The following is a 24,662-nucleotide window of genomic DNA, read 5'->3' as shown; positions in this document are numbered from 1 at the left end:
TTTTATTCTTTGTAAATATCTTTCAAATTCCCAAAAAACACATCCAAATCATCCGTCGTATTTTCAAAATGATATGAATCGCTTTTTTGCCACAAAAACAAGCCTTCTTCTTCCCAAATAATTGGTAATTTGGGAAAGTTTTCGTGAGTCCACGATGCTAAATAGAGTTTGTATTTTGCAAATTCTTTATTGTCTAAATAATGATTTGCGAAAGAAGTATCGACATAAATAATTGGATTTCGTTCAGTTTTTGCGGTTATATATTGTAAAAACAATAGCAAATCGTGTTGTAAAGTGGCTTTCGTAATATCTTCTCCATTAAAGCTCAATTCTTCGATATCTAGTACTGGTGCAATATCATTTGTATCAAAATTTCCTACTACTTGCAAAAAATGTTTCGCTTGTTGTATGGGAGACACTTCTGCATCGTAAAAATGATACGCGCCACGAATGATCTTTTTTTCTTTGAGTTCTTTCCAGTTATTTTTAAAAGTAGGATCTACAAAATAATCGCCTTGTGTGGCTTTGCAAATTACAAAATGTATGCTGTCTTTTGAATTTAGCAATGAAACAATATTGCCATTATAATGCGATATATCTAAACCATATTGTATGTTTTTGATATTGTAATTTTTTGAAGTTGTCGTTGGAAAATTTGATGCTACAGGTTGTGTTGTCTGTACTATTTCATGTTGCAACTTAGTTTGCGCTTCTTCTTTAGGATGCTTTGTAAAATACATATACAATAATGTTATCAATCCGATAATAAGAAGAAAAGTTATTGAGCTTAGTATTACCAATAATTTGTGTTTCTTTTGAAACCATGCTACATGTGATGTTTTCTTTTCGATTACTTCTTCAATTTTTTCTTCTTCATTTTTAAGTACTGTTTGTCGTTTTGTCACTGCTGTTTCTGGAATTGCTATTGCCTTTTTTTCTCCTGATTTTAAAACTTTTACGGTAGGTTCTATCTTTTGATTGATGAGTTGTTTTAGTTGTTCACAGAGTGTTTCATTTAAAAAAGTCCCTTTATAAGCTACTTTCCCTGAAGCATTCTTAATTACTGTTGGATTGTTTGTGTAATAGCCATTTGAAAACACAATTCTTTGTTCCTCTATCGCTTCAATTTCTAATAAATTACTGAAAATGATAATATCCTCTGATTGTTCCTTATGCATTGCCGATATTTCAATTTCTTTATCAGCTTTCATTTCAAGAATCTTAGTCATAAACTCTTGCAAAACATTTTCTGTCACACAAGGTTGATGAATATCATCCACAGCACAATATAAAATTGCTTGATTCAACTCTACATGAAAAAGACCGAATAACATTTTTCTATTTTGCTTAAAATATGCTTTTAGAAAATCTGTAAACAATAAGCTTTTATCCTTTTGATACACTCCTTGTAAAACTGTTTGTATGCTTGATAGGTTCATAACTGTTCTTTTGATTCGTATTTCTTTTTAAACTTTCTTTTCTTAGCTTTTCCTCTCTATTGTACGAAAGCAACTCCACATACAAATGTTGGTTATCTCTTTGTATTGAATGGTTTATTGACTTAAATAATTATATGCTGATTCTGTTATGTAAAAGTCCATAACTTCTCTGAAAAAGATATGAGTGTTTTCCCTCGCTTTTCAAATTAGAAGAATTCTCTGATAGAATAATCGCTTCACTTTCAGAGATTTGTATAAGAAAATTTAACACACCAACCAACATGCAAGAACATTGTGAGCATATCAATCTCATTATAAGTATTGTTTAATCATTATTAGAAATTATGGCAGACAACTCTACAGTAAACGGACAAGTCACAGATGCAGTAACACAAACCAATGTTACCGTACTTGGTGAATCGCCAGCACAGGCATTGAGTAATTTATATCAAATGGCAACACATGCGAATGGTATGGCTATGCAAAATTCAGTTTCCAATCAGCAGAATTTAAATCAGCTAAATGCAGTAATTATAGCTGATGCTATTAAAATGTTGAAATAATAATTTAAAAAACTAACAAATGGCCAATCAAGAAAATAATACCCAAGGAATGCAGCAAACGCAAAACGCAATTGAGTTTATCAATAAAAGCGTCCTTACACCAAACGTTAAGCCGATGAAAGGAACCGCTTCTCCAATGATAGACCAAGCAACTGGAATGATGGTACAAGATTTACAGTCTTTCTTAAAAGGGTTTGAACAAGTTGGATTGGTTGCTTTGGCGCGACTTGCTAATAATATTTTAACCTACGGAAATTATTACGGCCCAAAACCAGATAGTGATGGAAATCCTGAAGGTGGAGAAGATAAAAAAAGTAACGCAAAAACAACACTTTCTTTCGATAATGCTGAACAAATTGGCTCAGATGCAATGAAAGGGTTATTTTCTGTAGTTGGTGAATATGGTAAAATGAAAGCTGAAATTAGTTCTATGATTCATAATAATCATTTTAAAGGAAATGACTCAAGTCAACCAATTCCTCCAGAAGATCCTACTCCTAAAAAGGCTTCGCACTTAGTAAACGTTGATAATTTTGATACAAAAACACCAACTCCAAAAGAAGCTGCTCCAGTAGCAAATGCTGCTGTAGAAATTCCTAAAACTGAAATACAGAATACACGAGTATCTGCTAGTGATTTACATCAAACATCACAACCAGAAAATGATGAAAAAAAAATTCTAACCAACAGTTTCGAGGAAATTTTTGAGCTTTTGATTGATACTTCAGAACAGCTTACTGAAGATTTACATAAAGAAGAAGATAATTTTGAACATCGCACTGATAATGAAGATGATAACGACGATGATGATACTGCATCTGATCAAAAAACATATTGGTTTCCTAAAAAAAAATAATTGAATTTATAGTGAAGTATCTATGGAAAATCAGGAACAGTCTCAACACAAAAGTACAACGTATCATTCGTTTGAAGAACTCGCTAAAATAGCGCATGAAAATGAAGAAGAAATCATAGCATATATTAAAAAGAAAGCTCTGAAAGCTACTTTAGAAGCAATTCAACCTTTGCTTGACAAGCTAGAAGAAGCTGCCCAACAACAGAAAAAAGCAGCAAATCAGAATCCTACAATTAGTTATGAAAATCAGCTGCAAAAATTACAGGCAAACGCTCTTGACAAAATGAAAATTCAAGAACAACGAATTCAAGCCAGAATGCAAACATTACAGAATAGAATGTCTAAACATTAGTAAATACTATAAAAACTAAGCATACATATGTCAATGAATCCTTCTTCCAATACAATCAAAAATGAGCAGAATACTAATGAAAAGTTGAAAATGGAGCATGAAAAATCCGTATTTGAAGAAGCGACTCAACAACAAAAACATCAGTTTCAAACAGGAATTGATAATCTTCAAAAAGAAATCGAAAGCATATTTCAATTGAAGTCAAAATTCACACCTATTGTAGGGAATCGCGTAAGCCGTTTTATAAATATTAAAAGTAGGTTTCAATAGCATTAAACAGTATTTAATTTCAAAATAAAGCATACAATTGGAAAGTCCAGTTGTGTATATTTCTAACCAAGAATGAAAACATTCTTAAAACCAATTAATTATTATGTCAAATCATGTAAATCCACAAATTACTGATGCAGTAACACAATCAAATGTAAAAGTCGTAGGAGAAGCTCCTGCAATGGCTTTAGGAAATGTGTATCAATCGGCTGCACATTCAACAGGATTAATGTTTGAAAATGCAGTAAATGCACAAAGTCAACAAAACATTTTAGCACAAACAGCTACAACGCAAGGAGTTATGCAAATTTATAGTATGGATACTATTGCAGATGCTATTGGAGTTGCAAAGATGTTAAATGCTTCTGTGAATGCAAGCTAATATGCTGCAACTTATACAGTGAGAAAAAGATAGTTTTTTTTCTCGCTGTATTTTATCAATCAAGCAACAACAATTCGTCTGGTTGTACAATTTTATTTTGAATTGCATAAATGATCAAACCTGCTGTATTTTTTACACCAGTCTTCAATAGTAAGTTTGTTTTATGCGTTTCTACGGTTTTGGGAGAAATGAATAATTGTTCGCCAATTTCTTTCGTAGTACATTGCTGGCAAAGCAATTTTAAAATTTCTGTTTCCCTAGAGGTAAGAGATTCTTTGCTATTATCTGTGTATTCAGGTGTTTTTTTAGAAAGCTGTTGACGCATCACTTGCAACTGTTCTTTTGAAAAATAATGACCTCTTTTATATACCGTTTCTATAACTTCTATGAGTTCTTCTCCTTCAATATCTTTAGGTAAAAAAGAACTCACTCCTAGTTTAAGCATTTGTCCCATAAATGAAGTTCTGTAATAGGTAGAAAGTACAATAATTCTTAATTCATAAGCTTCATTTTGTAACTCACGCAGTACATACAAGCCACTTCCATCATCCATACGTAAATCTAGTATTAAAACATCAATGGTGTATTTTTCAATATTTTCGATCAATTCTTTTCCATTATTGGCAATGTATACCGTTTCCATGTCATTTTGCTCATCAATGAATCGGCTCAATAATTGTGTAAACAATTTATCATCGTCAACAATAGCAATTTTTATAGTTTCATTCATAATTCTTCTAATTGTATTGTGGAATAAATATAATAAACATTGTGTATTTTCCTAACATTGTTTTAAACTTATACCTACTTTTTATGATTTCTGCACGATATTGAATGTTTTTTAATCCAATTCCTTGCATGGTTTTTTCTGGATTGAATCCACATCCGTTATCTTTTACAAATAATATTGTTGATTGTGTCGTGTTTCGAAATTGTATTTCTATTTCTGTGGCTTTGGAATGTTTCAATATATTACTGATGAGTTCTTGAAAAATTCTAAACATATTTAGTTTTACGGAAGCGGAAAGTTTTTCTTTTGTTTGCGAATTCAACACCGTATAATTGATCTGTATTTTGTCTTCTATTTGTGAAATATAATCTTCTACCATAAGCGAAAAATCATCCGTATGCGCTTCCATAGGCGCAAAATTATGCGATAGCGCACGTATAATTTTCATGGACGTTTTAAGGTTTTTATGAAGCAATTCTATATCACCATCTAACAAGTTTAGACGCATTAAATGGAATCGACTCATAACGTTATCATGCAATTCTTCTGATAAGCGTTTTCGATCTTCTTCTTGAAAATGAATCAGTTTTTGAAGGTATTCTTCTTTTAGATTTAAAATGACTTGAGCGGAATGATTGGAAATGTTTTTTACTTCAGCATTGAATCTGCCTGTCAAAAATACAAAAGCTACAGCATACAATCCGAAAACCAGCAGTGTGACACCGATTTGGCTGAAAGCAATGATATGTTTTGTATATATTTCCATTTACAATCCTTTGAAGAGGATTACAAAATTGGGCGAATAAAAAACGAAGCCTGGAAAAATGTCCCTAAGCGCTGTATAGTAATTTTTTAGTGTATCTTTTTTTGGTATGAACGAAGCAAATAGCGCCTTATCATAAATACAAGACGCTATTTTTAAAGATTATATTGGCTTATCTAAAATGATCATTCCGTAAATCAGTGTATCACTTTCCCGGATTTGTCGCCACTTCATGACCTCAACATTGAGTTTGTTTTTTAATGAATCTTTTATCGCGACTTTAATTTTCATTGGTATTCCCGTAAAAGCTACCGAAATATCGTAGTTATGATACATATCGGCTACGCGTTTTGGATAATATTCATAATCTGTTTTACCTATATAGATATAGCGATTGTATCCAAAATTATGTCCTAACAACTTTACATACGCAGGATTAAAATATTGCGCAATGAAATCGTTTCCGCGTTTTAATTTTTGAAAAATTGGCATCGGAAATGTTTCAAAACTTCGGTTGTATACGATCATGTTTGAAACCAAAGTTTCATTCAAGGTTTCCAATCGTGCGACTCGTTGCACCAAACCTTCATTTTTTTGGCGTAAACTAAATGACGAGATTGAGAGAACTACAATAGGTATGTAGGTAAATAATCGATACTTTTTACAGGCTTCTAAAATAAGTTGATACCACTTTTTTATATTTTCTTTTTCCATAGTTTCCATTAAGAGAATAATTTTTTAAATGCATTTTTCACAAACAGTCCAAGGTTATTATTAACCACACCAATAAACTTTCCACTCGAACACAAAACAAAACCTACGATGATCAAAATCGTTCTTGTTTTTGAGAATTGAATTTCTTCCATGCCAATAATCATATACGCATGCATCGGTTGAATTAATGGAATGACGAATATTAAAAAACCAATAAAACGCACTATAAGAATCCAATATCGCTGCGTTTTGTTATTTCTATTTTTTATTATTTTGATTGAACTCATCTTGTAAATTTTAATTAATACTGATACAAGAATTTTAGTCATGCATTCGCATTCCAACTAGTTATATGTCTAGTGGTGTTTGGTTTTTGGTTGGTTATACTATTGGAATACGCAGGATGTAATGCGTTGTTATTTTTTAATTAAAAAACTTAGTTTTTAAGATTCATAGAAGAGGGAAATCATCACGTAATTCTGTGTATCAATGCATTACACTTGTCCAAATGAGAAGAAAATAATATGACTCATGTAAAATGTTATCGATGCTTTTAGGTGATATCTATGATAAAAATACTCGGCAATTTTTTGACTAAAAATCCTTTGCTATACAAAAATACAAAACAGGAAATCTTTGAAAGATTCTTTAAGAAGGGTTTGTCTGTAGTTTCAGTAAGAAGTAATAAATGATTTTTTCATTGAACAAGAAATATATAAAAACAAGAAAGCCTCACTATTTTTAGTAAGACTTTGTCTTGTGATCGCGAACCTTCTAAATTCAAACTTTTTGACGGAAGATTTGTTAAAGATTCATATGCTTATCAAATCATTTAGTTAAATTTTAAAATTTTCAGTTCAGCATTTTTATTTAAAATAATAAAATGAGTCATCCCTTGTATCACAATTTTCTGAATGGATTTTGCTTCTGAATGGTTGAGATAACTAGTATCTTTTTTATATTGATATTCTCTTTTGTCATTGCCTAATAGTAAATACCCTTTGGAAGCATCATAACGAATAGTCTCTACCTCTGCCTCATAGACGTTTCCAACACCAAAAATATCTGTAAAACCATCATTATTAAAATCGTGTGTTATAATACTTAAAGTTGGACCAAACTGTGCATGATTTGGCAAAATTTGAATGTCAAATTCTCCCTTTCCTTTATTTTTTAAGATCAAAGATTTAAAGTTTTTTACTTCATAATGTGTCGCATTCGCTAGGTTTTCTTGCCCGTAAATGTCTAACAATGTAGAAGTAGCAAACTCTTTATAGGTTTTTATTTTACTATTTAAAATTGGTGTTTGTTGAGAAGAACATTGTTTGCCACGTACTGGAAGTAGCTCCCCTGTTTTAGAAACCTTACTCAATGCCATGTCAAAAGAAGCATTGTCGTCAAAATTTCCAGCATAAATATGCAATGGCTTTTCTTTTGTTGGATGAAACTTATTGTTAGTTCCCCAATTTCCAATGATATAATCTTGATCGCCATCATTGTCAATATCAGTTGCGGTAATACTTTGATACCAACCGCTTGAATGTTCTATTTCAGATAGGTTCTTTTTGCTGAATTTTCCCTTTTTATTTTCAAATATGATTATTGGCATCCATTCACCTACTACAAGTAAATCCATGTCACCATCTGCATCATAATCAGAGAATACTGCATCATTTACGATGCGTAATTCATAAATTTCAGAAATAACAGTATCATTTGTATTGATGAATTTTCCGTTTTCATTTTTTAACAAATACGATGTTTCTGCAAGTGGATATTTTCCATGTTTAGTACTTCCACCAATAAAAATATCAAGATCACCATCATTGTCATAATCACCATACGCAATTGCTTTTGTATTGGAGTGTATTTTTGGCAAACGATCGGATTTTGTATAGTTTCCTTTCCCATCATTTATGTACAAGCGATCTTGTAAAAGCGGACTGTTTTCGGCATTTTCATAACCTCCAGAAGTTATATACAAATCTACATCGTTGTCATTATCAACGTCTATAAACTGTGCATTGGTATCTTCATACTTTTTGTCTGTTTCAAATGTTTTTTGACTTTTCTCAGTAAATGTTCCATCATTTTTTTGGATGAATAATTTCCCTGAAGCATCTTTTGCATTTCCTACGAAGAAATCGTCTAAACCATCATTATTAACATCAGCCACAGCTAAAGGATTTCCTTTTTCAGATTGTTTTTGAGGTAACAATACTTGCAAATCGAAATCATTAAAATCATTTTCTTTTTGAGCATATTCAATTCCTAAATCATTTGGAGATATCGTTTCAAATAAAGCTATTGAATTTGAGTTTTTTACTTTTTCCTTGATGGCATTTTTATATTCTATAGTAATTGTTTCGCCAATTTTTAAATTAGATAGCAATTGCCTTTTACCATCTTGCCAAAAGACTTCAACACTGTCAACTTTTGTAAGTTCGCCTAAACCAAAATGCAATTTATTGGTGATCGAAGATTGAAAACCTCGGCTCAATTGCAGTGTTTTGGATTGTTGCAATCCATTAGCATATACGTGAACCGTAGTTCCAATACCATGTATATTTTGAGAAGTTCCAATTAGTGAGATTGTAACGGAATTTCCATCGGAATAGTTTTTATACACCTGCGCTTCTGCATCTTGATTGTTTGTCACAAGATCTAAATCTCCATCATTGTCGAGATCAACATAGACAGCACCGCTAGAGTTGACTTTTGTTGTAAATCCCCAATCTTTTGTTCTATTAGAAAAGCTTAAATCTTTATTGTTTTGAAAAATATAATTGCTCAGCGTGTTTGAAGGCATCATATTAATTGCTTCTTCTAGCGATACTTTTTTTCGATTTTGAATGTTGGTTTTCATCTTATTTCGAAAGTCTTGATTGGACAAATCGTGCTCAATTCCGTTGGTCACAAATACATCATTGTATCCGTCATTATCAAAATCGGCTATCAAAGGCGCCCAACTCCAATCCGTTTTGGCAATGCCTGATAATTGCCCTATTTCGCTATACGTTCCATCGCCATTATTGAGTTGCAACATATTAGACATGTATTGATGATGATACCCTGCATTGACAACCGAATGGAAGTTTTCCGTACTCATGGTCGCCATATTTTCTTTGCTTCTGATGTGATCTTCCGCTAACATATCTAATACGATCAAATCAGGTAATAAATCGTTATTGATATCTGCAAAATCTGATCCCATACTATTTGCAGAAATATGTTTGAAACGCTCTAGAATTTCATCTTTAAAAGTACCATCACCTTGATTTATATATAAAAAGTCAGGTTCTAAAAAATCATTCGCTACATAAATATCTGGAAGATTGTCATTATTAAAATCTCCAATAGAAGCACTTAATCCCCAAGCTTTGTTTTCAATTCCCGCTGCGCTTGTTACATTCGTAAAACGTTTTCCATCATTTCGAAATAATTGATCTGAATTGAATGGTTCTTTGCGTTGTTGAATTCGCGGATCAATATTGGTATTATTCTGAAAATCAAAACGATGATTTACCAAGTACAAATCTAAATCGCCATCCGTATCATAATCAAAGAAATAAGCTTGTGTAGAAAATCCGAAATGATCGATGCCATACGCAGCAGCATTTTCTTTAAACGTATTGTCTTTTTGGTTGATGAATAATTTATTTTTTCGAAGATTGTGATTTTTTAAAGAACCAGACTTGCAGACATAAATATCCAGCCAGCCATCATTGTTAATATCAATCATGCTCACGCCAGTTGTCCAACCATGTTCATCAGAAACTTTGGACTTTTTAGTAATGTCTTCAAACTTAAAATCACCTTTATTTAAGTACAAAGCATTGCTCCCTTGATTTGAAGAAAAGTATAAATCGTCTAGTCCGTCATTATTGATATCTCCAACGGCAATTCCGCCGCCATTGTATATGTAAGAATAGTTTAAAAAATTAAAATAGAGGTTTTCTTGAACTTCGTTTTTGAAATGAATATTTGTGTGTTCATTATTGATCAAACCAAATAATGTATCACTTTTTTCTGATGTTTTTTGAGTACAGCCAACACAGAAAAGTAAGAGTAATACATAGACGATTTTATATTGTTTAAAAAATTTCATTTCAAAAGACTTATTTAGTGTTATGGCGTTGCTATTTTAGAGCGATCATTCCAATCTAGTGTTTTATAATGCTTTGCGAGATAGTTTTTAACAATAGAAATATCTTCCTTCGCCGTTAAATCGGGAACATGTTCTGAAAATGGAATGCCAAGAACTGTATTAGGATGTTCTTTCACCATATTTAGCAAAGCGTTTGGCAGCTCTTTTTCATTTCTAATAGGATGAATAGGACAGTTTTTAAGGTGTTTTAAGAAGATAGTTCCTTTAAACTTAAAGATATTCATACTCACTCTCAATACACCTGAAACATCTTTGTAGTTATCCACTTCTGCTAAGTCAGGTTTTTCTATAATGTCTGCTAATTGATTTTTTGTATTTAATTTGGCCAAAGCAAAGCGTGCAATTCTTTCCATAGAAAATTCTAGGGCATCTCTATTATATCCAATAAAAGCATGATCGCTCGTCGTTTTTCGTAAAGCTAAAAATGCTTTCGAAGAATATAGGTTATCACTATTGCAAACCGTGTAATAATCTGTATTCAATTCAGGATATTGTATTACAGCTTGATAAACAGCGTCAGCAGTACCTAAAGGCTTGATTCTTTCTTTTGGAATATGCTGTGTTGCAAAGGAAATATTGAGTCCGTGGAAGTCATTGTCTTTTTCTTTATTTCCGTAGAACTTTTTAAACAGTTCGCTTTGTTTACCAACAACAATATAGATGTTTTTATAGCCTGCTAGTTTTGCATTGTATAGCAAATAATCCAGTATTGGTCTACCATCAGGAGTCAAGCTTATAAGGCTTTTACTTCGTTGATTCGCTTCTGCAATTTCTTGCTCACTTAGGTTGCTACCTGTAGTTTGCTTTTTCATTCGCGAAGAAGCGCCGCCTGCCAATATGATTAAATTTGTATGCATGTTCCTGCTAATTATATTCTATGCTGGCACCAGTATCGATGGATACTAGATACGCATCTACAGCACCAGCATGTTTAATACTGTCAATTACTGCTTGTTCTTTTCCTTCTGCTGCTATTGCTACAATGCTTCCGCCTTTTCCCGATCCTACTATCTTTGTGCCCAATGCACCTGCATTCATAGCTGCATCAATCATATTGTCAATTCTTGGAACTGTAATGTGTAATAAGTCTCGCAATATCTCATGATGTTGATACATGAGATCGCCTATTTTTTTATAATCCAATACTTCTTTTTGAAATTCGATTAATGCTTCTTTCGTAATCAAATAATTTAAAATAGCTGCTCTAAAATATGGTTGTAATTCTGGAATTAGATAGTTTTCATAGGTTTCTATATCATTTTTCTTGACTTTTCTGATATCAAAATTCCCTTCAAATTCTTTTACCTTTTCAATAGATAGTATAGCGTTTGTCTTTAATTCTTTTAATGTTCCCAAAGTGTCTTTAGGAATGCCCGATTCTCCAATAATGAGTCCAGGTAATTTCTTAGGAATGGTTTGATATGCTAAACTTTCGTCCGTTTCTAAGTAGATAATATTGCCCAAGCTAATACTATATTGATCCATTTTTCCACCAGATGATTTCTGCTCAACTACTTCTGCTTCATAGGCTATTTGGGCAATAAATTCTTGTGTTACTTTTTGAGTGCACCCAAAAGCTTCTAGTAAAAATTGTGTCCAAGCAACTACAACTGCCGACGAGCTAGAAAGTCCGGCATTTATAGGAATTGTTCCTGTAATGGTGATGTCAAATCCTTTGTTTGGAATACAGTTGTACTTCTGTAGAACTTTTAAAACTGCCAAAAAGTGATCTCCAATGACATCGGTATTTTCGTTTACAGTATCAATTTGTATCATTCTTTGTTCGCCAATATCTGGTTTTGATATGTTGAACCATTCCGAATCATTTTCTACTGCTACTAATTTGATGGATTTATCAATGGCACAAGCAATAACTGGCAAACCTAAATAGTCTTGATGATCTCCAAAAAGACAAGTTCTACCAGGCGCTAATGATCGTATTTCCTTCATTAGTATGTATTTTTAATCCAATTGTATGGCGTTCGTTTTACCCACATTCCTCGTGTGAAATCTGGGAAATCTTGTGGCGCACCATTGTTTTCTATAGAAGCTTCCGAAAGTGGTGTAATGGCACTCCAAGCAGCTGCATCATACGCATCTAAAGGTGGCGCACTATTTTCTTTGGCAGATTCTACAAAAGCATTCAACACAAAAAAGTCCATTCCGCCATGACCAGAACCTGCGGCATATTCTCCATATTTTTGCCATAATGGATGATCGTACTTTTTAAGCCATTCATCAGCAACGTCCCAACGGTGCGGATCTGATTTTCCTTCTATATAGATTCTGTTTCCGTCTACTTCCCACAAACCATTGGCGCCTTGTACTCTAAAACCTAGAGAATACGGTCTTGGCAAGTTACAATCGTGTGTTACAATGATTGTTTCTCCTTTTGCAGTTTCAATCGTTGTGGTAATGACATCACCTTGTTTGAATTTTACTTTTGCATTCGGATGATCTTCTCCACCATGTTTTACAATATAATTATGAAGTCCAATAGCTTTTGAAGCGTTTGATGTTAAAGAAACAAAACGATTTCCTCTGTTGATATCGCACATCGTTGCCACTGGTCCAACACCGTGTGTAGGATATACATCGCCATTTCTAAGTACAGAATGTTGTGTACGCCATTTAGATTCTGAGATTCCTTTCTCTCCAAATTCAACACCTTTTCCATACGGAGTTTTTCCATCATTTAGTTTTACAAAACGTAAATCATGTTGGTATCCACATCTAAAATGAACCAATTCACCAAACACATTTTGACGTACCATATTCAGCACAGCCATCACATCTCGGCGATAGTTTACATTTTCAAGAATCATGAGATGAGAACCTGTAGCTTCATGTGTATTTACCAAATCCCAGCATTCTTCTAAGGTATTGGCCGCCGAAACTTCCAAACCTGTATATTTTCCTGCTTTCATAGCATCAACAGCCATTCTGGTATGCCATAACCAAGGTGTTGATATGATGACAGCATCTACTTCCTTTAAATCTAAAAGGTTTTTATAATCATGATCTGATTTCCCAAAGACTTTCGGTTTTTTATATCCAGCTTCTTCAATCTTTTTTAAGGCAATTTCTATTCGTTTCGGATCTATATCGCAGATGGCAGTCACTTCAATATCCTTTCGTTGTAGCGAATTGTTTAAATGGTTTGTTCCTCTGAGCCCAACACCAATAAAGGCTAGTTTGAGTTTTTGTTTGTTAGTATTGAGTACAGACCCAAAAGCAATATTGGGAACCATAGAAATACCAACTCCAGCCGCAGCGATGTTTTTTATGAAATTTCTTCTAGATTTCATTCTGTTTTTTTGGTTTGGTTAAGTATTGTCAATAAAACTAGAAAATTATAAACGATTAAAGAAATAGATGTTCTACTATTTAGGCTTGCTGTAGATCAATATGTTAATTCAATTCCACATGAAAGTTATCTTCACGTAAGTGATGAATTAAGTTTTCCATAGGTCTTCTTACAAAACTCGCTGCCAACAATCCTTTTTTTGCCAATTCATTATTGATGAAATCTTTTCCATGATACGCAATAGAACCTACAAAATGTAAGGGAACTGTTTTGAGTTCTTCTCGATATTGTAGGATATGATTTTCTATAAATTTTTCCATGCCTTTAGCGAGCAATTTAGCAATGTACGGATGTTCTTCATTTTCAAACATAAATTTTGCAAATTCCGCTAAGTACTTATTTGGTGTCGCAGATTTGTACAATTTGTCAATGACTTTCTTTTCTTTTAGGTTAAAAGCTGCCCCGAAAGAAAGTCGCAATTCTTCGGGCATTTTTTTATAAAAATAGTCTTGTAGTAATCTTTTACCAAAATAGTTTCCGCTTCCTTCATCCATTAGGATATATCCAAGAGATGGAATTTTTGAATGGGTAGTTTTTCCATCAAAATAGCAACAATTTGAACCAGTACCCAAAATACAAACTACCGCGGGTTCATTGGTAGTTGCCCAAACCGCTGCCATTATATCTTCTCGTACGATTGATTTTGAGTTCGCAAAGAACCTGTTTAAAATATGTTCAACTTTTACCTGATTCTTTTTAGTACCACAGCCAGCACCAAAAAAACAAACAGAGGTAACTTTGTCTTTGTATGTAGTAAGTTTTGAGTTTTCTGTAATGATTTTTTGAAGTGCTTTTTTGGATAATATGGTAGGATTTAGTCCTTTGGTACGGATTCGCAAAGGTTGTTTTTCTTTGTTTTCATATAATATCCAATCGCACTTTGTAGAACCACTGTCTGCTATTAATACCATTTTTTTACGTTTAAGAGTTTTTTGCTAATAGATTGTATACAGACATGATTTCTTCAATTAGATCAATGCCTTTTTGTAGCACTTTGCTTTTTAAATGAATTTCAGCAATAACTGTCGTTTCTGTTTTTGTATCGCTTTTAATGTGAAACTTTCCTTCTGGAAAGAACACATGCAATCCATTGGATTCATCTTGTAAGTACAAATCAAATTCGCCGCTTACCCAATTTAGAAACTTATCATACCTTTTGGAAGATGAAAATGTCGTTTTTCGAATGAGTTCGTGATACGGATTTGTATAGGATATGTTGGTTTCGTTGTCCACTTTTTGTTGTTTTACGCACTTAAATTCAGTTGCTCATTTTCAATTTTCCTCAATAGTTTTTTAACACAACATTGCCCAGTTTTAAAGCCATCTTTTTGTGAACAAGCACTACTTTGTTGAACCTCATCAGAAGAAAATTTGATGTTGTTTTTTATATATACTACAGGCAATCCTTTTTCAGTAATACTTTTGATATGCGCTACTTTTTTGGAAGTCACTGTTTCTTTTATGGAGGAAAAAATTAAACCATCAATAATGTTGCTTTCAGACAATAATTTGGTGTATGCAATTTCTTTTTTATAGTCATTACACGATTGATATACCATAATTTTGTAATCATTCTTAGAAGATTCTTCCGTAATTCCAATCAAAGAATCTAAAAAGAAAGCATCTTTTAAATCTGGTAAAATCACGCCTAATATCAAGCTTCTTCTATTGCGAAGTGCAGCTGCTATAACATTAGGTTTGTAATTCAGCGATTTTGCTACTTGATGTACTTTGTTTTTGGTAGCTATACTGATTTCTGGACTATTATTTAAAGCTTTTGAAACAGTAGAAATAGACAACTCTAAGATTGTTGCCATATCTTTTAGTGTAACATTTGTATGTTTTTTACTTGAGTGGAACATCTTTTATTATTTGACAAGATATTTTGCTTTACAATAGAGCAATAGTTTTTGCAATGCATCCACGATGACTACTTCTGTATCAGCAAATGGTTCTTTGAGTTGTTTGATATAGTTTTTACATTGATCAAATTCTGCTTCAGTGATTTTTTTAGTTTGAAATGAAGTGTGTAGCAATTGAGAAACTTCTGCTAAGTTTTTAGATAAAGGCACTAATGATTGTAGTATTGGATTTTTTGAAATTTGCATGAATGCTTCATGATTCTCAGTCCATTTCATTAAATATTCTTTAATTTTTGAGGAAGTATTACTGTTATTATCCTCTAGAAATTGTGTTGTATTTTTATTAAAAACAACAGCATCTTTGGCGTCTACAACACAGGCATCTGCAAATAGTGTGAATGGAGAAAAAGACTTGTATTCTGTACCACCTTTATTTCGAGAATATACTTTTAACGGTTCGCAAATGTTTGATAAAGTAATTAATGAAGAAATGTCTTTTCCTTTGGTCATATTTCGCAGAATGACATCTTTGTTACGAATGTGTGTGATGCCTAATTCTTCTAAGTGCAGACTTACCTTTTCGAGTCTATGCAACATATTATCAATATCTGTGATCTCTTTGGCTGACCAATAACGTTCCGCAATTGCTGCAGTTCTTGGCCAAATTCTAGAATCAATGGTTAGTGGTGTTACTAGTTCGCTCCACATGGTCGTTTCGGCTCCTAAAATTCGTTTGCGTTCTTCTTTTGTCAGTACAGCATCAGCAATCGGATCTACACTATAATGATGTTGTACCGAAAGCATTCTGTCTATATAATATCCGTTAGAAAGTACGGTGTTATATCCTTTTTTTGCAGCTTCAATCAGTGTACTACTTTTTAAACCTTCATTGGTGCCTCTCCATGAGTGAATTACTGCAGTTGTAGGCATGGTTGGTGTCATAATTTCATCCCAACCCATCAACTTTTTGTCTAATTTCTTTAAGATTTTTTCCAGTCGAATATTAAAAAAAGTTTGTAAGTCGTGATTCGTTTTTAGTTGATGTTTCTTTTTAAATTTTTCAATTTCCTTGTTTTCTGTCCAATGTTTCCCTTCATTTTCATCGCCACCAATGTGGAAATATTCATCAGGAAATAGTGGTGCGATTTCAGTAAATAGGTTTTCTAAAAACACATAGGTTTCTTCTTTGATCGGATTTAATGTCGGATCAAAAACTCCCGCATATCTTTCAATACTATAGGTATAATTGTCTTTACTTCCTAATTCAGGATACGCTGTTAATAATGCAGAAGCATGACCTGGCACATCAAATTCTGGAATGACTCTGATTCCTAAATCTGAAGCATACTGAACTACATCTTTTATTTGTGCATGTGTATAATACAATCCGTCTGATGCTAATTCTTGTAGTTTTGGATAGGTTTTAGATGCTACTCTAAATCCTTGATCGTCTGTTAAATGCCAATGAAAAACATTTAGTTTTACGGAAGCCATCGCATCCAAATTCCTTTTTATAACAGCTACAGGTTGAAAATGTCTGGCAACATCGATCATTAAACCTCTCCAAACAAATCTTGGCGTATCTTGAATGGTAACTCCTGGAAAGTAGTTACCTAAATTTGTATGTGTTGTTAATTGTAATAAGGTTTCTAAAGCTCGTAAAGCGCCAACATCGGTTTTTGCCTGAATTAGAACCTCATCACTTTTTATATGTAAAGTATAAGATTCATCTTGATGTATTGTTAAATCTGAAACTGATTGAAAATCAATTTTGATAGCTGCATTCTTGTTTTCAATAGGAAAACCAGTATCTATAAAAACTCCTGTTCTATCAGCTAATCTTCTTAAAAATTTAGTGCTTGCTTTTTGCACTCTTCCTTCCGAATCGTTTCCAAGAATAGTTATTGTGAGCGATTCATTTATGTTGAATTTCGAATTATTTTCTTGGATTTCTTGTGGCCAAGGCATTAAGTTATACTTCTCTGACAATGCCTGTTGAGAAGTTGCAAATTGACTAAAAAGTCCAGTTATTATGATGAGAATAATTCTATTCATTTCTTTAGTTTGATGTATTTTTCTATGATAAATCGGTCAATACCTGCGTCTTCAATTCTTTCAATTCCGGATTGAATTAGTGTGTCTCCTTTGCGTTTAACGGTAAAAGAGAATGTATGGTTTTTAATAGCTTCAACCGCTGTAAAATTCAAGGTTTCGGTATACTGTTTTCCTTCTAGCGTATAGGTTCCTGCTCCTCCATAAAAATTAGCATTGCTGTTGTTTTCTTGATTGAAAAAAGCAAAGTGATTTTTATTGATAATTTTTATAAACGTTGTGTTTGTTAAGTCTTTAAATTTGATACTGTCGCCTTCAATGGTTTTGGCTGCTATCATTTTCCATGTACCTTCTATATTTTCAGATGTTTCTTTCTTAGTACAAAAACAAAGACTGAAAAGTATTATTAAAAAAAGAAGCGTCTTTTGCATTTTAAAAATGATAGCGTTTAAAGGCTTCAATAGCTGCATAATCTGCCAATCCTAAGTCATTATATTTTTTAGCAGTTAATCTATTTCGATCTTCAGCTCTTACCCAAAATTCTCTAGAATCGTCACCTTGAAACATCACTCCATCTTTTTGTGATTGATGATAAAAGATAGCATGTCGTTTTTTTAGTATTTGATCTGGACTCATTGGTACCGCCATTTCTATTTCATACGATTCCCATTCATGCCAAGCGCCACGATACAACCAAACCCAACAATCGTCCATATATTCATTTGTTTTTAATTGCTTTAAGGCGATAAAAAGAGCATCTAAACATACTTTATGTGTTCCGTGCGGATCGGCTAAATCGCCCGCAGCATATATTTGATGAGGTTTTATTTCATCAATAATATCTTTCATGATTTGGATATCATTTTGAGTAAGGTTTCCTTTTTTAATAGTTCCTGTCTCGTAAAATGGAAGGTTTAAAAAGTGTACATTTTTATCTTGTAAACCAAGATATCTAGTTGCAGCTAGAGATTCACTTTTTCGAATAGCACCTTTTAGCTTTCGCACATCTACGGAATCTAAAGTATCGTTATCTTTTTTATTGTTTAAAAAGTTGATAATACCGTTTGCATTTAAAGAAGTTGGTTCGAGACTTCTCGTGATTTCTGCAAACTTTAGTGCTTCTTCATCAGACACTGCTATATTTCCAGAGGTTTGATATGCTACATGCACATCGTGTCCTTGTTCTACCAATCGATCAAATGTTCCGCCCATAGAAATTACATCATCATCAGGATGTGGACTAAAAATGATGATTCTTTTTTTGGCAGGAAATGCGCGTTCTGGTCTTTTGGAATCGTCTGCATTTGGTTTTCCTCCTGGCCAACCTGTAATGGTATGTTGTATTTTATTGAACATTTTTATATTCATATCATACGCAGAACCTTCTTCCGTTAAAAGTCCTGACATTCCATTGTCGTTATAGTCTTTGTCGGTTAATTTTAGAAAAGGTTTTTCAAGCAATTCACTCAACCAAACAACAGCTTTTAGTTTTAAATCTTCTGTCCAAACGCATGAAGTCACTAACCAAGGCGTTTTTACGCGAGTCAACTCAGAAGAAGCTTCTTTATCTAAAATGAAGGTTGTATTTTCATGTTGTTGCAAATATGTCGCAGGTACATTAGCACTTATATTTCCTTCAATAGTTTGTCTTATGATGTCACTTTTGTTAATTCCCCAAGCTAATAGAATGATTCTTTTTGCACTAAGTACAGTGCCAATTCCCATAGTAATGGCTTTTCTTGGCACATTGTCAATTCCTAAAAAAGCAGGTGCAGCATCAACACGCGTTAAATGATCTAAGGTGATGATACGTGTTCCTGAATTTAGGTGCGAACCTGGTTCATTAAATCCAATATGTCCAGTTCTTCCAATGCCCAATAGTTGAAAATCTAATCCGCCAACATCTTTTATTTTGAGTTCATAGTCAATACAATATTGATATAAGTTTTCGGCATTTACTTTGCCATCAGGAATGTTGATGTTTTCTTGTAAAATATCGACATGATTAAAAAGATGTTCATGCATGAAGTAATAGTAACTTTGAATATTACTTTTCTCCATAGGATAATATTCGTCAAGATTGAATGTAATTACATTCGCAAAACTTAAGCCTTCTTCTTTGTGCATTCTCACAAGTTCTTCATATAATCGTATAGGAGAAGAACCAGTAGCTAAGCCTAAAACACATGGTTGGTTTAAGAGCTCTTTTTCTCTGATTAAAGAAGCAATTTCTTGTGCGACAAGAATAGACGCTTCATTGGACGTTTGAAAAATGACATTGTGTATTTTTTCGAAACGTGTTTCTTCAAACTTTCCTGCTTTGGTGTAAGAAATGTTTTTGTAATCTGCAAAATCGACTTCCATTGGTTATAAAGTTTCTTTTTTTGAATTCATTTGGTAGGGTAAGACAACGAGAACCGAAGTTCTCGTTGAATAAACTAATTAAACTTGAAATATGAGAGCGTTATTTTTAAAAATTAGATCCTCCAGTGTCCCACCATAAACGTGTTCCACCATTATCAGGACCGCCTAATAATCCTACAGCAATATCTACATTAGCGCTGTTGGTATTTCGTTCGTTTTCAACAAAATTGATTCTTCTTATTTGAATATTTGTATCAATAGTTCCGCCACTGTTATTGACAACTACAGGATAAATTCTTGGATATCCTGTACGTCTGAATTCACTCCAAGCCTCTTGACCATCAGGAAACATTGAAATCCATTTTTGAGTAATGATTTGTTCTAGTTGTTCCTCATTGGTTCCGCCAGCATTGTAGGCTATTTTTACATCGCTTCCGTAGGCAATATTGTTCGTTGCAAATAAAGCATCCACAAAATCGTTAGGCGTACTTGTATTGTCTGCTAAGTAATCTGACACACCAGAAACTCCATGTTGTGTAAATGATGCTGTAACTCCAGCTTCATAATGTGCTTGTGCACTTCCAGCACCAGCCCAACCTCTTAGAGCAGCTTCAGCTCTTAAGAAATATACTTCTGCAGCTGTCATCCAAGTGATGGTTTCTCCATTAATAACACTACCAATAGAAGCATGATCTAAATATTGTGCTTTGGATTCAATATCGATTCCCATTCGAATTCCTTTATAATCGCCTGCAAGAGATTCGTCTACAGAAGGATTGAAATATTTCTCGATACGACCATCATTATATCCTGTTAGTATTGACTCCATTTCTGCGCCCATTCTAATATCTCCCCAAGAACCACTGATAACTGTGATAGGATGAGGAAAACCTGTATTGACAACCATATCTTCGGTTTCTAATAAACCTGCATTGCTCGCTAAGGCTAATTCTCCTTGTGTTTTAGCAAGTGTAGGATTTACTTTTGAAATTCGGATCGCTAATCGTAAACGTACACTATTCGCAAATTGTCTCCATTTTGCAATATCACCAGCTAAGGTTGATTTATCAAAAGGAATAAATTGTACATCTCCAATAAAAGGTTCTAAACCATCAATGGCAGCTCCTAGGTCATCAAAAAATGCTTGGTATGCTACTTCTTGTGAATCATATTCTCCAGTGGTTGCAAAATCATCAAACTTGGTATAGCGTATTGGGCCATAAATATCAGATACACGATGCATTGCTGTTACTTTTATGATGTTTGCCAAGTGCACAAATTTGATCGCATTGTCATCTCCCGATAGTGCTACCGCATTTTTAATATTTAGTGCTTGTGGCATTACATTTTGATAGGCATCTGACCATGGAAAACCATTCCATCCATCTACTAATGAATACGTCATGTTATTTACATTTCCTGCAAATGGAGTTGGAGGCGTCATATAACCTGAATACACATCTCCAATAAGACCTTGTTGTAATTGATAATTCCATGCAGGAGTTGCATTAAATACATTTAAGAACATTGGTTGAAATTCATTTCCAACATTATTGTTCATTTGGGTCAAACTCTCTTCAGTGATCCCATTTGGGTCTGTGTTGATGTCTTGAAAGTCATCGGTACAGTTTGATAAACTCATTGCTACTAAAATAACAAGTGAGTATTTTATAAATATGTTCTTCATTTTCTTAGAAATTTACATTAATGTTTAAACCTATGCTTCTTGTAGAAGGTTGACCATATATATCAACACCTTGTAATCCTATTCCTGTACTTGAAGCAATATTTGGATCAAATGGAGCATCTTTGTATATAAAGAAAAGATTGTTTGCAATTACTGACAAACTGATAGATTCAAAGTAATCGCTTTTTATAGGAAGTCTGTAACCTATAGATAATTCTCGTAAGCTAACGTTTGTTGCATCGTATACATATTCTCCTAATAAACCTGCTCTACCACCTGTTTTTGTATAATAATCTTGTGCTGTCATTTGAAGTTGATTTCCATTGGTATCAACTACATTTATCATTCCTCCATTGTTATTTCTAGCATCAGCACTTGCTTGTGATACTCCGTAGAAATCATTTACAGCTTCCGTAACACTTACAACATCTCCTCCAAATTTTCCATCGATCAAGAAGTTTAATGTAAAGTCTTTGTATGTAAATGTATTGCTCCATCCTAAGGTAAAATCAGGTTGTGCATGTGCCACTGTTTCAAAGTCGGTAGCTTCAATGGTTAGGTTTCCACTTCCATCGTCTGTAACTACTGGTAATCCTGCAGCATTTCTAACTACAGAACGCGCACGGATACTACCAAAGTCTTCTCCTTCTACCAAGGAATATCCGTATCCATTTACTCCAGGTCCTGTGATGATAGCTTCTCCATTATCTAGTGATGGATGCACCGATACCACTTTGTTTTTGTTTGAAGCATAGTTTAATGCTGTGTTCCAATTAAAATTATCACTCACATAAGGTTTTGCATTAATGATTAATTCAACACCTTTGTTTGTAATTTTACCTGCATTCACAATGTTTTGTGTATATCCTTGAATGTTTGGTTGTGCAGCAATAAAGAATATTTGATTTTCTGTGGTTGAACTATAATACGTGAAATCGATTCCTAATCTGTTCCCAAAGAATCTCCACTCTGTTCCAATTTCGAACGATTTTTGATTTTCTGGTTCCAAGGTTTCTCCTTCTCTAGGCGCAAATGTTGCTTGGTCGGCAGAACCTGTATTGCTAATAGTTCTTAAAGGAATTGTTGCATAGGCTGGAATGTCTTTACCAACTTCTGCATAGGAAGCTCTAATTTTTGCAAAAGAGATAGATTCAGGCATTTCAAACATGTTTGATAAAATACCTGTAAGACCTACAGAAGGGTAAAAGAAAGAACTTGATGCTGTATTTACTAATGTAGAAGACCAGTCTGTTCTACCTGTAATGTCTAAGTATAACATGTCTTTGTATCCGAAGTTAGCAGTTCCGAAAACCGATTGTACTTCTCTGTTGGTTACACTTTGCGATATATTGTTTGTTTGTACAAAGTTGGCAATGGTAAATTCGTTTGGAAAACGCAAACCTCCATTGGTACCTGAGTCTAAAGTTACTCGATCACCAAGAGAATATTTCGTAAGACTAGTTCCGAAGGTGAATCCAAAATCAAAATCTTCTGAGAATTGCTTTGTATAGTTTGCAATTAAGTCAACATACTGTTGCGTATTTTCTGTTTTTTCAAGAATATACCTTCCTGTGTCAGGTACAAAAGTTAAATCGCTACCTGCATACATTCTTTTGTCAAACGTAAAGAACGATTTGTCAAAACTTCCTCTTGATTGAAGTGAGAAGTTTTCACTGATTTGATATTTTATACTCACACTTGCTAACACTCTTTGTGCAATATCTTTACTTGGATTACGATTGATTAACCAATATGGATTTTGTTGAATATTTTCATCAAAAGAAGTTGCATACTGATCCATCATGTTGGTTGCGGTATTGAAGTATTCAAATTGATCTCTGTAATTATTTAAATCAATTCCAACTGGATTTAAATACAATCCAGTTAAAGGATTTGAGTATAATCCGTTCGTTGGTCTATTCCAAATTCTTTGATCGGATAAATTAATATTTGCAGAAACTTGAATTTTATCATCTAAGAAACTTGCTGTTTCTCTTAGATTAAGTACATTTCTATTCAATCTATTTCCAGGCATTACTCCACCTGCATTTGTATTTGCAAATGAAAAATACGTTTGTGCTTTACTATTTCCAGCACTTAAAGAGATTGATTGTATGGAAGTTACTCCTGTTTCAAAAAAGTCATCTACAGTATTTGATAAACCACTAGCTCTTGCTCCCCAAGATTTAGGATCGGTAACTCTTCCGTTTTCAGCAATTGGTTCTCCTACAGATAACGATTGGTATTCTGTTTGTAATTCTGGCAATGAAACAACATTATCAATGGTTAAGGTTGAACTGAAGTTTACTTTTACCCTTCCTTCTTTTCCGGTTTTTGTGGTAATAAGTATCACACCATTAGCTCCTTGACTACCATATAAAGCTGCGGCAGAAGCTCCTTTTAATATAGAAATGCTTTCTACATCATCAGGATTTATTAAAGAAGTAATATCTCCTCCATCTCTGTTTCCTATTTGACTTCCAAAGATATCGCCTCCTGGTTGTGCGCCATTACCATTGTTTAACATTGGCACACCATCAATAACATATAAAGGGTCATTATTTGTTGTAGAAGAATTTCCTCTTAATACTACTTTGGTAGATCCTCCTACACCCGAGGAACTTCTTGTAATAGCTAATCCGGCAGACTTTCCCGATAAACTATTGATAGGATTTGTTTGTTTTACTCTAGTTAAATCGTCTCCTTTAACATCTTGTGCGGCATACGTAAGTGTTTTTCTTTCTTTTTTGATACCAAGTGCCGTCACAATCACTGCATCTAATGCTTCTTGGTTATCTTCAAGTTGAACGTTAATGACATTTGAATCAGCAACAGTTACTTGCTTTGTAGTCATTCCTATAAAAGAGAATGTTAATACATCTCCAGGAGATGCTTTGATAGAGTATTTTCCATCGAAATCTGTCTGTGCTCCTTTTGTTGTTCCTTCTACTGATATATTAGCTCCTGGAAGCGGTATACCATCTGATTTAGATGTCACTATACCAGTAATCTCCTTTTCCTGAGCAAAAGAATATTGCACAGATAATAGAAAAAAAGAAAACAAAAATAACACTCGTAAATTTTGTTTCATAA

The 24,662-nt window shown here is 33.5% G+C and carries 22 protein-coding genes; 5 read left to right on the top strand and 17 right to left on the bottom strand.

Translation table 11 applies throughout. From position 1 onward, the window contains the following. Nucleotides 1–2: 2 nt before the first annotated feature. On the bottom strand, nucleotides 3–1,439 hold the full coding sequence (locus Q0845_RS11620) for a GH25 family lysozyme (protein WP_298513119.1): 1,437 nt from the start codon (nucleotides 1,437–1,439) through the stop codon (nucleotides 3–5). A 344-nt stretch (nucleotides 1,440–1,783) separates the two neighbouring features. Here Q0845_RS11620 and Q0845_RS11615 point away from each other — a divergent pair, with 344 nt between their 5' ends. From Q0845_RS11615 to Q0845_RS11595, 5 genes are all read left to right on the top strand, one after another. Next, complete coding sequence (locus Q0845_RS11615; protein ID WP_298513118.1) at nucleotides 1,784–2,002, top strand: RebB family R body protein; 219 nt, start codon at nucleotides 1,784–1,786, stop codon at nucleotides 2,000–2,002. 19 nt (nucleotides 2,003–2,021) lie between these two features. Then, complete coding sequence (locus tag Q0845_RS11610; protein ID WP_298513117.1) at nucleotides 2,022–2,858, top strand: hypothetical protein; 837 nt, start codon at nucleotides 2,022–2,024, stop codon at nucleotides 2,856–2,858. Nucleotides 2,859–2,880: 22 nt separating this feature from the next. Further along, the gene (locus Q0845_RS11605) at nucleotides 2,881–3,210 is read left to right on the top strand and encodes a hypothetical protein (protein ID WP_298513116.1); all 330 of its coding nucleotides are present in this window, start codon (nucleotides 2,881–2,883) and stop codon (nucleotides 3,208–3,210) included. Between the two features lie 27 nt (nucleotides 3,211–3,237). Next, nucleotides 3,238–3,480: a hypothetical protein gene (locus tag Q0845_RS11600; protein WP_298513115.1), complete on the top strand. Its 243-nt coding sequence runs from the start codon at nucleotides 3,238–3,240 to the stop codon at nucleotides 3,478–3,480. Between the two features lie 103 nt (nucleotides 3,481–3,583). Then, nucleotides 3,584–3,862, top strand: coding sequence for a RebB family R body protein (locus Q0845_RS11595; protein WP_298513114.1), 279 nt, complete (start codon nucleotides 3,584–3,586; stop codon nucleotides 3,860–3,862). A 55-nt stretch (nucleotides 3,863–3,917) separates the two neighbouring features. Here the strand turns inward: Q0845_RS11595 and Q0845_RS11590 are convergent, their stop codons facing one another. From Q0845_RS11590 to Q0845_RS11515, 16 genes are all read right to left on the bottom strand, one after another. Next, the gene (locus tag Q0845_RS11590; RefSeq protein ID WP_298513113.1) at nucleotides 3,918–4,592 is read right to left on the bottom strand and encodes a response regulator transcription factor; all 675 of its coding nucleotides are present in this window, start codon (nucleotides 4,590–4,592) and stop codon (nucleotides 3,918–3,920) included. A 7-nt stretch (nucleotides 4,593–4,599) separates the two neighbouring features. Then, complete coding sequence (locus Q0845_RS11585) at nucleotides 4,600–5,358, bottom strand: ATP-binding protein (RefSeq protein WP_298513112.1); 759 nt, start codon at nucleotides 5,356–5,358, stop codon at nucleotides 4,600–4,602. 159 nt (nucleotides 5,359–5,517) lie between these two features. Next, complete coding sequence (locus tag Q0845_RS11580; protein WP_298513110.1) at nucleotides 5,518–6,078, bottom strand: hypothetical protein; 561 nt, start codon at nucleotides 6,076–6,078, stop codon at nucleotides 5,518–5,520. Next, entirely contained in the window at nucleotides 6,078–6,356 is a 279-nt protein-coding gene (locus Q0845_RS11575; protein WP_298513108.1) for a hypothetical protein, read from the bottom strand. Before Q0845_RS11575 ends, Q0845_RS11580 begins: the two co-directional genes overlap by 1 nt. A 545-nt stretch (nucleotides 6,357–6,901) precedes the next feature. Next, entirely contained in the window at nucleotides 6,902–10,177 is a 3,276-nt protein-coding gene (locus Q0845_RS11570) for a VCBS repeat-containing protein (protein ID WP_298513106.1), read from the bottom strand. 20 nt (nucleotides 10,178–10,197) lie between these two features. After that, the gene (locus Q0845_RS11565) at nucleotides 10,198–11,094 is read right to left on the bottom strand and encodes a sugar phosphate nucleotidyltransferase (protein ID WP_298513104.1); all 897 of its coding nucleotides are present in this window, start codon (nucleotides 11,092–11,094) and stop codon (nucleotides 10,198–10,200) included. A 7-nt stretch (nucleotides 11,095–11,101) separates the two neighbouring features. Beyond that, nucleotides 11,102–12,187, bottom strand: coding sequence for a galactokinase family protein (locus Q0845_RS11560; protein ID WP_298513102.1), 1,086 nt, complete (start codon nucleotides 12,185–12,187; stop codon nucleotides 11,102–11,104). After that, the gene (locus tag Q0845_RS11555; RefSeq protein WP_298513100.1) at nucleotides 12,187–13,545 is read right to left on the bottom strand and encodes a Gfo/Idh/MocA family oxidoreductase; all 1,359 of its coding nucleotides are present in this window, start codon (nucleotides 13,543–13,545) and stop codon (nucleotides 12,187–12,189) included. Before Q0845_RS11555 ends, Q0845_RS11560 begins: the two co-directional genes overlap by 1 nt. A gap of 103 nt (nucleotides 13,546–13,648) precedes the next feature. After that, nucleotides 13,649–14,515, bottom strand: coding sequence for a BadF/BadG/BcrA/BcrD ATPase family protein (locus Q0845_RS11550; protein WP_298513098.1), 867 nt, complete (start codon nucleotides 14,513–14,515; stop codon nucleotides 13,649–13,651). A gap of 10 nt (nucleotides 14,516–14,525) precedes the next feature. After that, complete coding sequence (locus tag Q0845_RS11545) at nucleotides 14,526–14,837, bottom strand: hypothetical protein (protein ID WP_298513096.1); 312 nt, start codon at nucleotides 14,835–14,837, stop codon at nucleotides 14,526–14,528. A gap of 11 nt (nucleotides 14,838–14,848) precedes the next feature. Then, a complete protein-coding gene (locus Q0845_RS11540; RefSeq protein ID WP_298513094.1) occupies nucleotides 14,849–15,421 on the bottom strand; it encodes a LacI family DNA-binding transcriptional regulator in 573 nt (190 codons plus the stop codon). Nucleotides 15,422–15,472: 51 nt separating this feature from the next. Continuing rightward, complete coding sequence (locus tag Q0845_RS11535) at nucleotides 15,473–17,521, bottom strand: family 20 glycosylhydrolase (protein WP_298513092.1); 2,049 nt, start codon at nucleotides 17,519–17,521, stop codon at nucleotides 15,473–15,475. Beyond that, the gene (locus tag Q0845_RS11530; RefSeq protein WP_298513090.1) at nucleotides 17,518–17,856 is read right to left on the bottom strand and encodes a hypothetical protein; all 339 of its coding nucleotides are present in this window, start codon (nucleotides 17,854–17,856) and stop codon (nucleotides 17,518–17,520) included. Before Q0845_RS11530 ends, Q0845_RS11535 begins: the two co-directional genes overlap by 4 nt. 94 nt (nucleotides 17,857–17,950) lie before the next feature. Continuing rightward, entirely contained in the window at nucleotides 17,951–19,882 is a 1,932-nt protein-coding gene (gene nagB, locus Q0845_RS11525; protein ID WP_298513087.1) for a glucosamine-6-phosphate deaminase, read from the bottom strand. Between the two features lie 106 nt (nucleotides 19,883–19,988). Beyond that, entirely contained in the window at nucleotides 19,989–21,569 is a 1,581-nt protein-coding gene (locus tag Q0845_RS11520; RefSeq protein WP_298513085.1) for a RagB/SusD family nutrient uptake outer membrane protein, read from the bottom strand. A gap of 4 nt (nucleotides 21,570–21,573) precedes the next feature. Then, on the bottom strand, nucleotides 21,574–24,660 hold the full coding sequence (locus Q0845_RS11515) for a SusC/RagA family TonB-linked outer membrane protein (protein WP_298513083.1): 3,087 nt from the start codon (nucleotides 24,658–24,660) through the stop codon (nucleotides 21,574–21,576). Between the last annotated feature and the right edge of the window lie 2 nt (nucleotides 24,661–24,662).

The organism is uncultured Kordia sp., from assembly GCF_947489565.1.
GTDB lineage: Bacteria > Bacteroidota > Bacteroidia > Flavobacteriales > Flavobacteriaceae > Kordia.
Note: the sequence above shows the minus strand (reverse complement) of the source record. Positions and strands in the feature narration are given on the sequence as shown.

Coding starts and splice junctions, on each gene's coding strand:
- Q0845_RS11620 (WP_298513119.1), bottom strand. CDS start 1,439: ATGAACCTATCAAGCATACAAACAGTTTTACAAGGAGTGTATCAAAAG.
- Q0845_RS11615 (WP_298513118.1), top strand. CDS start 1,784: ATGGCAGACAACTCTACAGTAAACGGACAAGTCACAGATGCAGTAACA.
- Q0845_RS11610 (WP_298513117.1), top strand. CDS start 2,022: ATGGCCAATCAAGAAAATAATACCCAAGGAATGCAGCAAACGCAAAAC.
- Q0845_RS11605 (WP_298513116.1), top strand. CDS start 2,881: ATGGAAAATCAGGAACAGTCTCAACACAAAAGTACAACGTATCATTCG.
- Q0845_RS11600 (WP_298513115.1), top strand. CDS start 3,238: ATGTCAATGAATCCTTCTTCCAATACAATCAAAAATGAGCAGAATACT.
- Q0845_RS11595 (WP_298513114.1), top strand. CDS start 3,584: ATGTCAAATCATGTAAATCCACAAATTACTGATGCAGTAACACAATCA.
- Q0845_RS11590 (WP_298513113.1), bottom strand. CDS start 4,592: ATGAATGAAACTATAAAAATTGCTATTGTTGACGATGATAAATTGTTT.
- Q0845_RS11585 (WP_298513112.1), bottom strand. CDS start 5,358: ATGGAAATATATACAAAACATATCATTGCTTTCAGCCAAATCGGTGTC.
- Q0845_RS11580 (WP_298513110.1), bottom strand. CDS start 6,078: ATGGAAACTATGGAAAAAGAAAATATAAAAAAGTGGTATCAACTTATT.
- Q0845_RS11575 (WP_298513108.1), bottom strand. CDS start 6,356: ATGAGTTCAATCAAAATAATAAAAAATAGAAATAACAAAACGCAGCGA.
- Q0845_RS11570 (WP_298513106.1), bottom strand. CDS start 10,177: ATGAAATTTTTTAAACAATATAAAATCGTCTATGTATTACTCTTACTT.
- Q0845_RS11565 (WP_298513104.1), bottom strand. CDS start 11,094: ATGCATACAAATTTAATCATATTGGCAGGCGGCGCTTCTTCGCGAATG.
- Q0845_RS11560 (WP_298513102.1), bottom strand. CDS start 12,187: ATGAAGGAAATACGATCATTAGCGCCTGGTAGAACTTGTCTTTTTGGA.
- Q0845_RS11555 (WP_298513100.1), bottom strand. CDS start 13,545: ATGAAATCTAGAAGAAATTTCATAAAAAACATCGCTGCGGCTGGAGTT.
- Q0845_RS11550 (WP_298513098.1), bottom strand. CDS start 14,515: ATGGTATTAATAGCAGACAGTGGTTCTACAAAGTGCGATTGGATATTA.
- Q0845_RS11540 (WP_298513094.1), bottom strand. CDS start 15,421: ATGGCAACAATCTTAGAGTTGTCTATTTCTACTGTTTCAAAAGCTTTA.
- Q0845_RS11535 (WP_298513092.1), bottom strand. CDS start 17,521: ATGAATAGAATTATTCTCATCATAATAACTGGACTTTTTAGTCAATTT.
- Q0845_RS11530 (WP_298513090.1), bottom strand. CDS start 17,856: ATGATAGCAGCCAAAACCATTGAAGGCGACAGTATCAAATTTAAAGAC.
- nagB (WP_298513087.1), bottom strand. CDS start 19,882: ATGGAAGTCGATTTTGCAGATTACAAAAACATTTCTTACACCAAAGCA.
- Q0845_RS11520 (WP_298513085.1), bottom strand. CDS start 21,569: ATGAAGAACATATTTATAAAATACTCACTTGTTATTTTAGTAGCAATG.
- Q0845_RS11515 (WP_298513083.1), bottom strand. CDS start 24,660: ATGAAACAAAATTTACGAGTGTTATTTTTGTTTTCTTTTTTTCTATTA.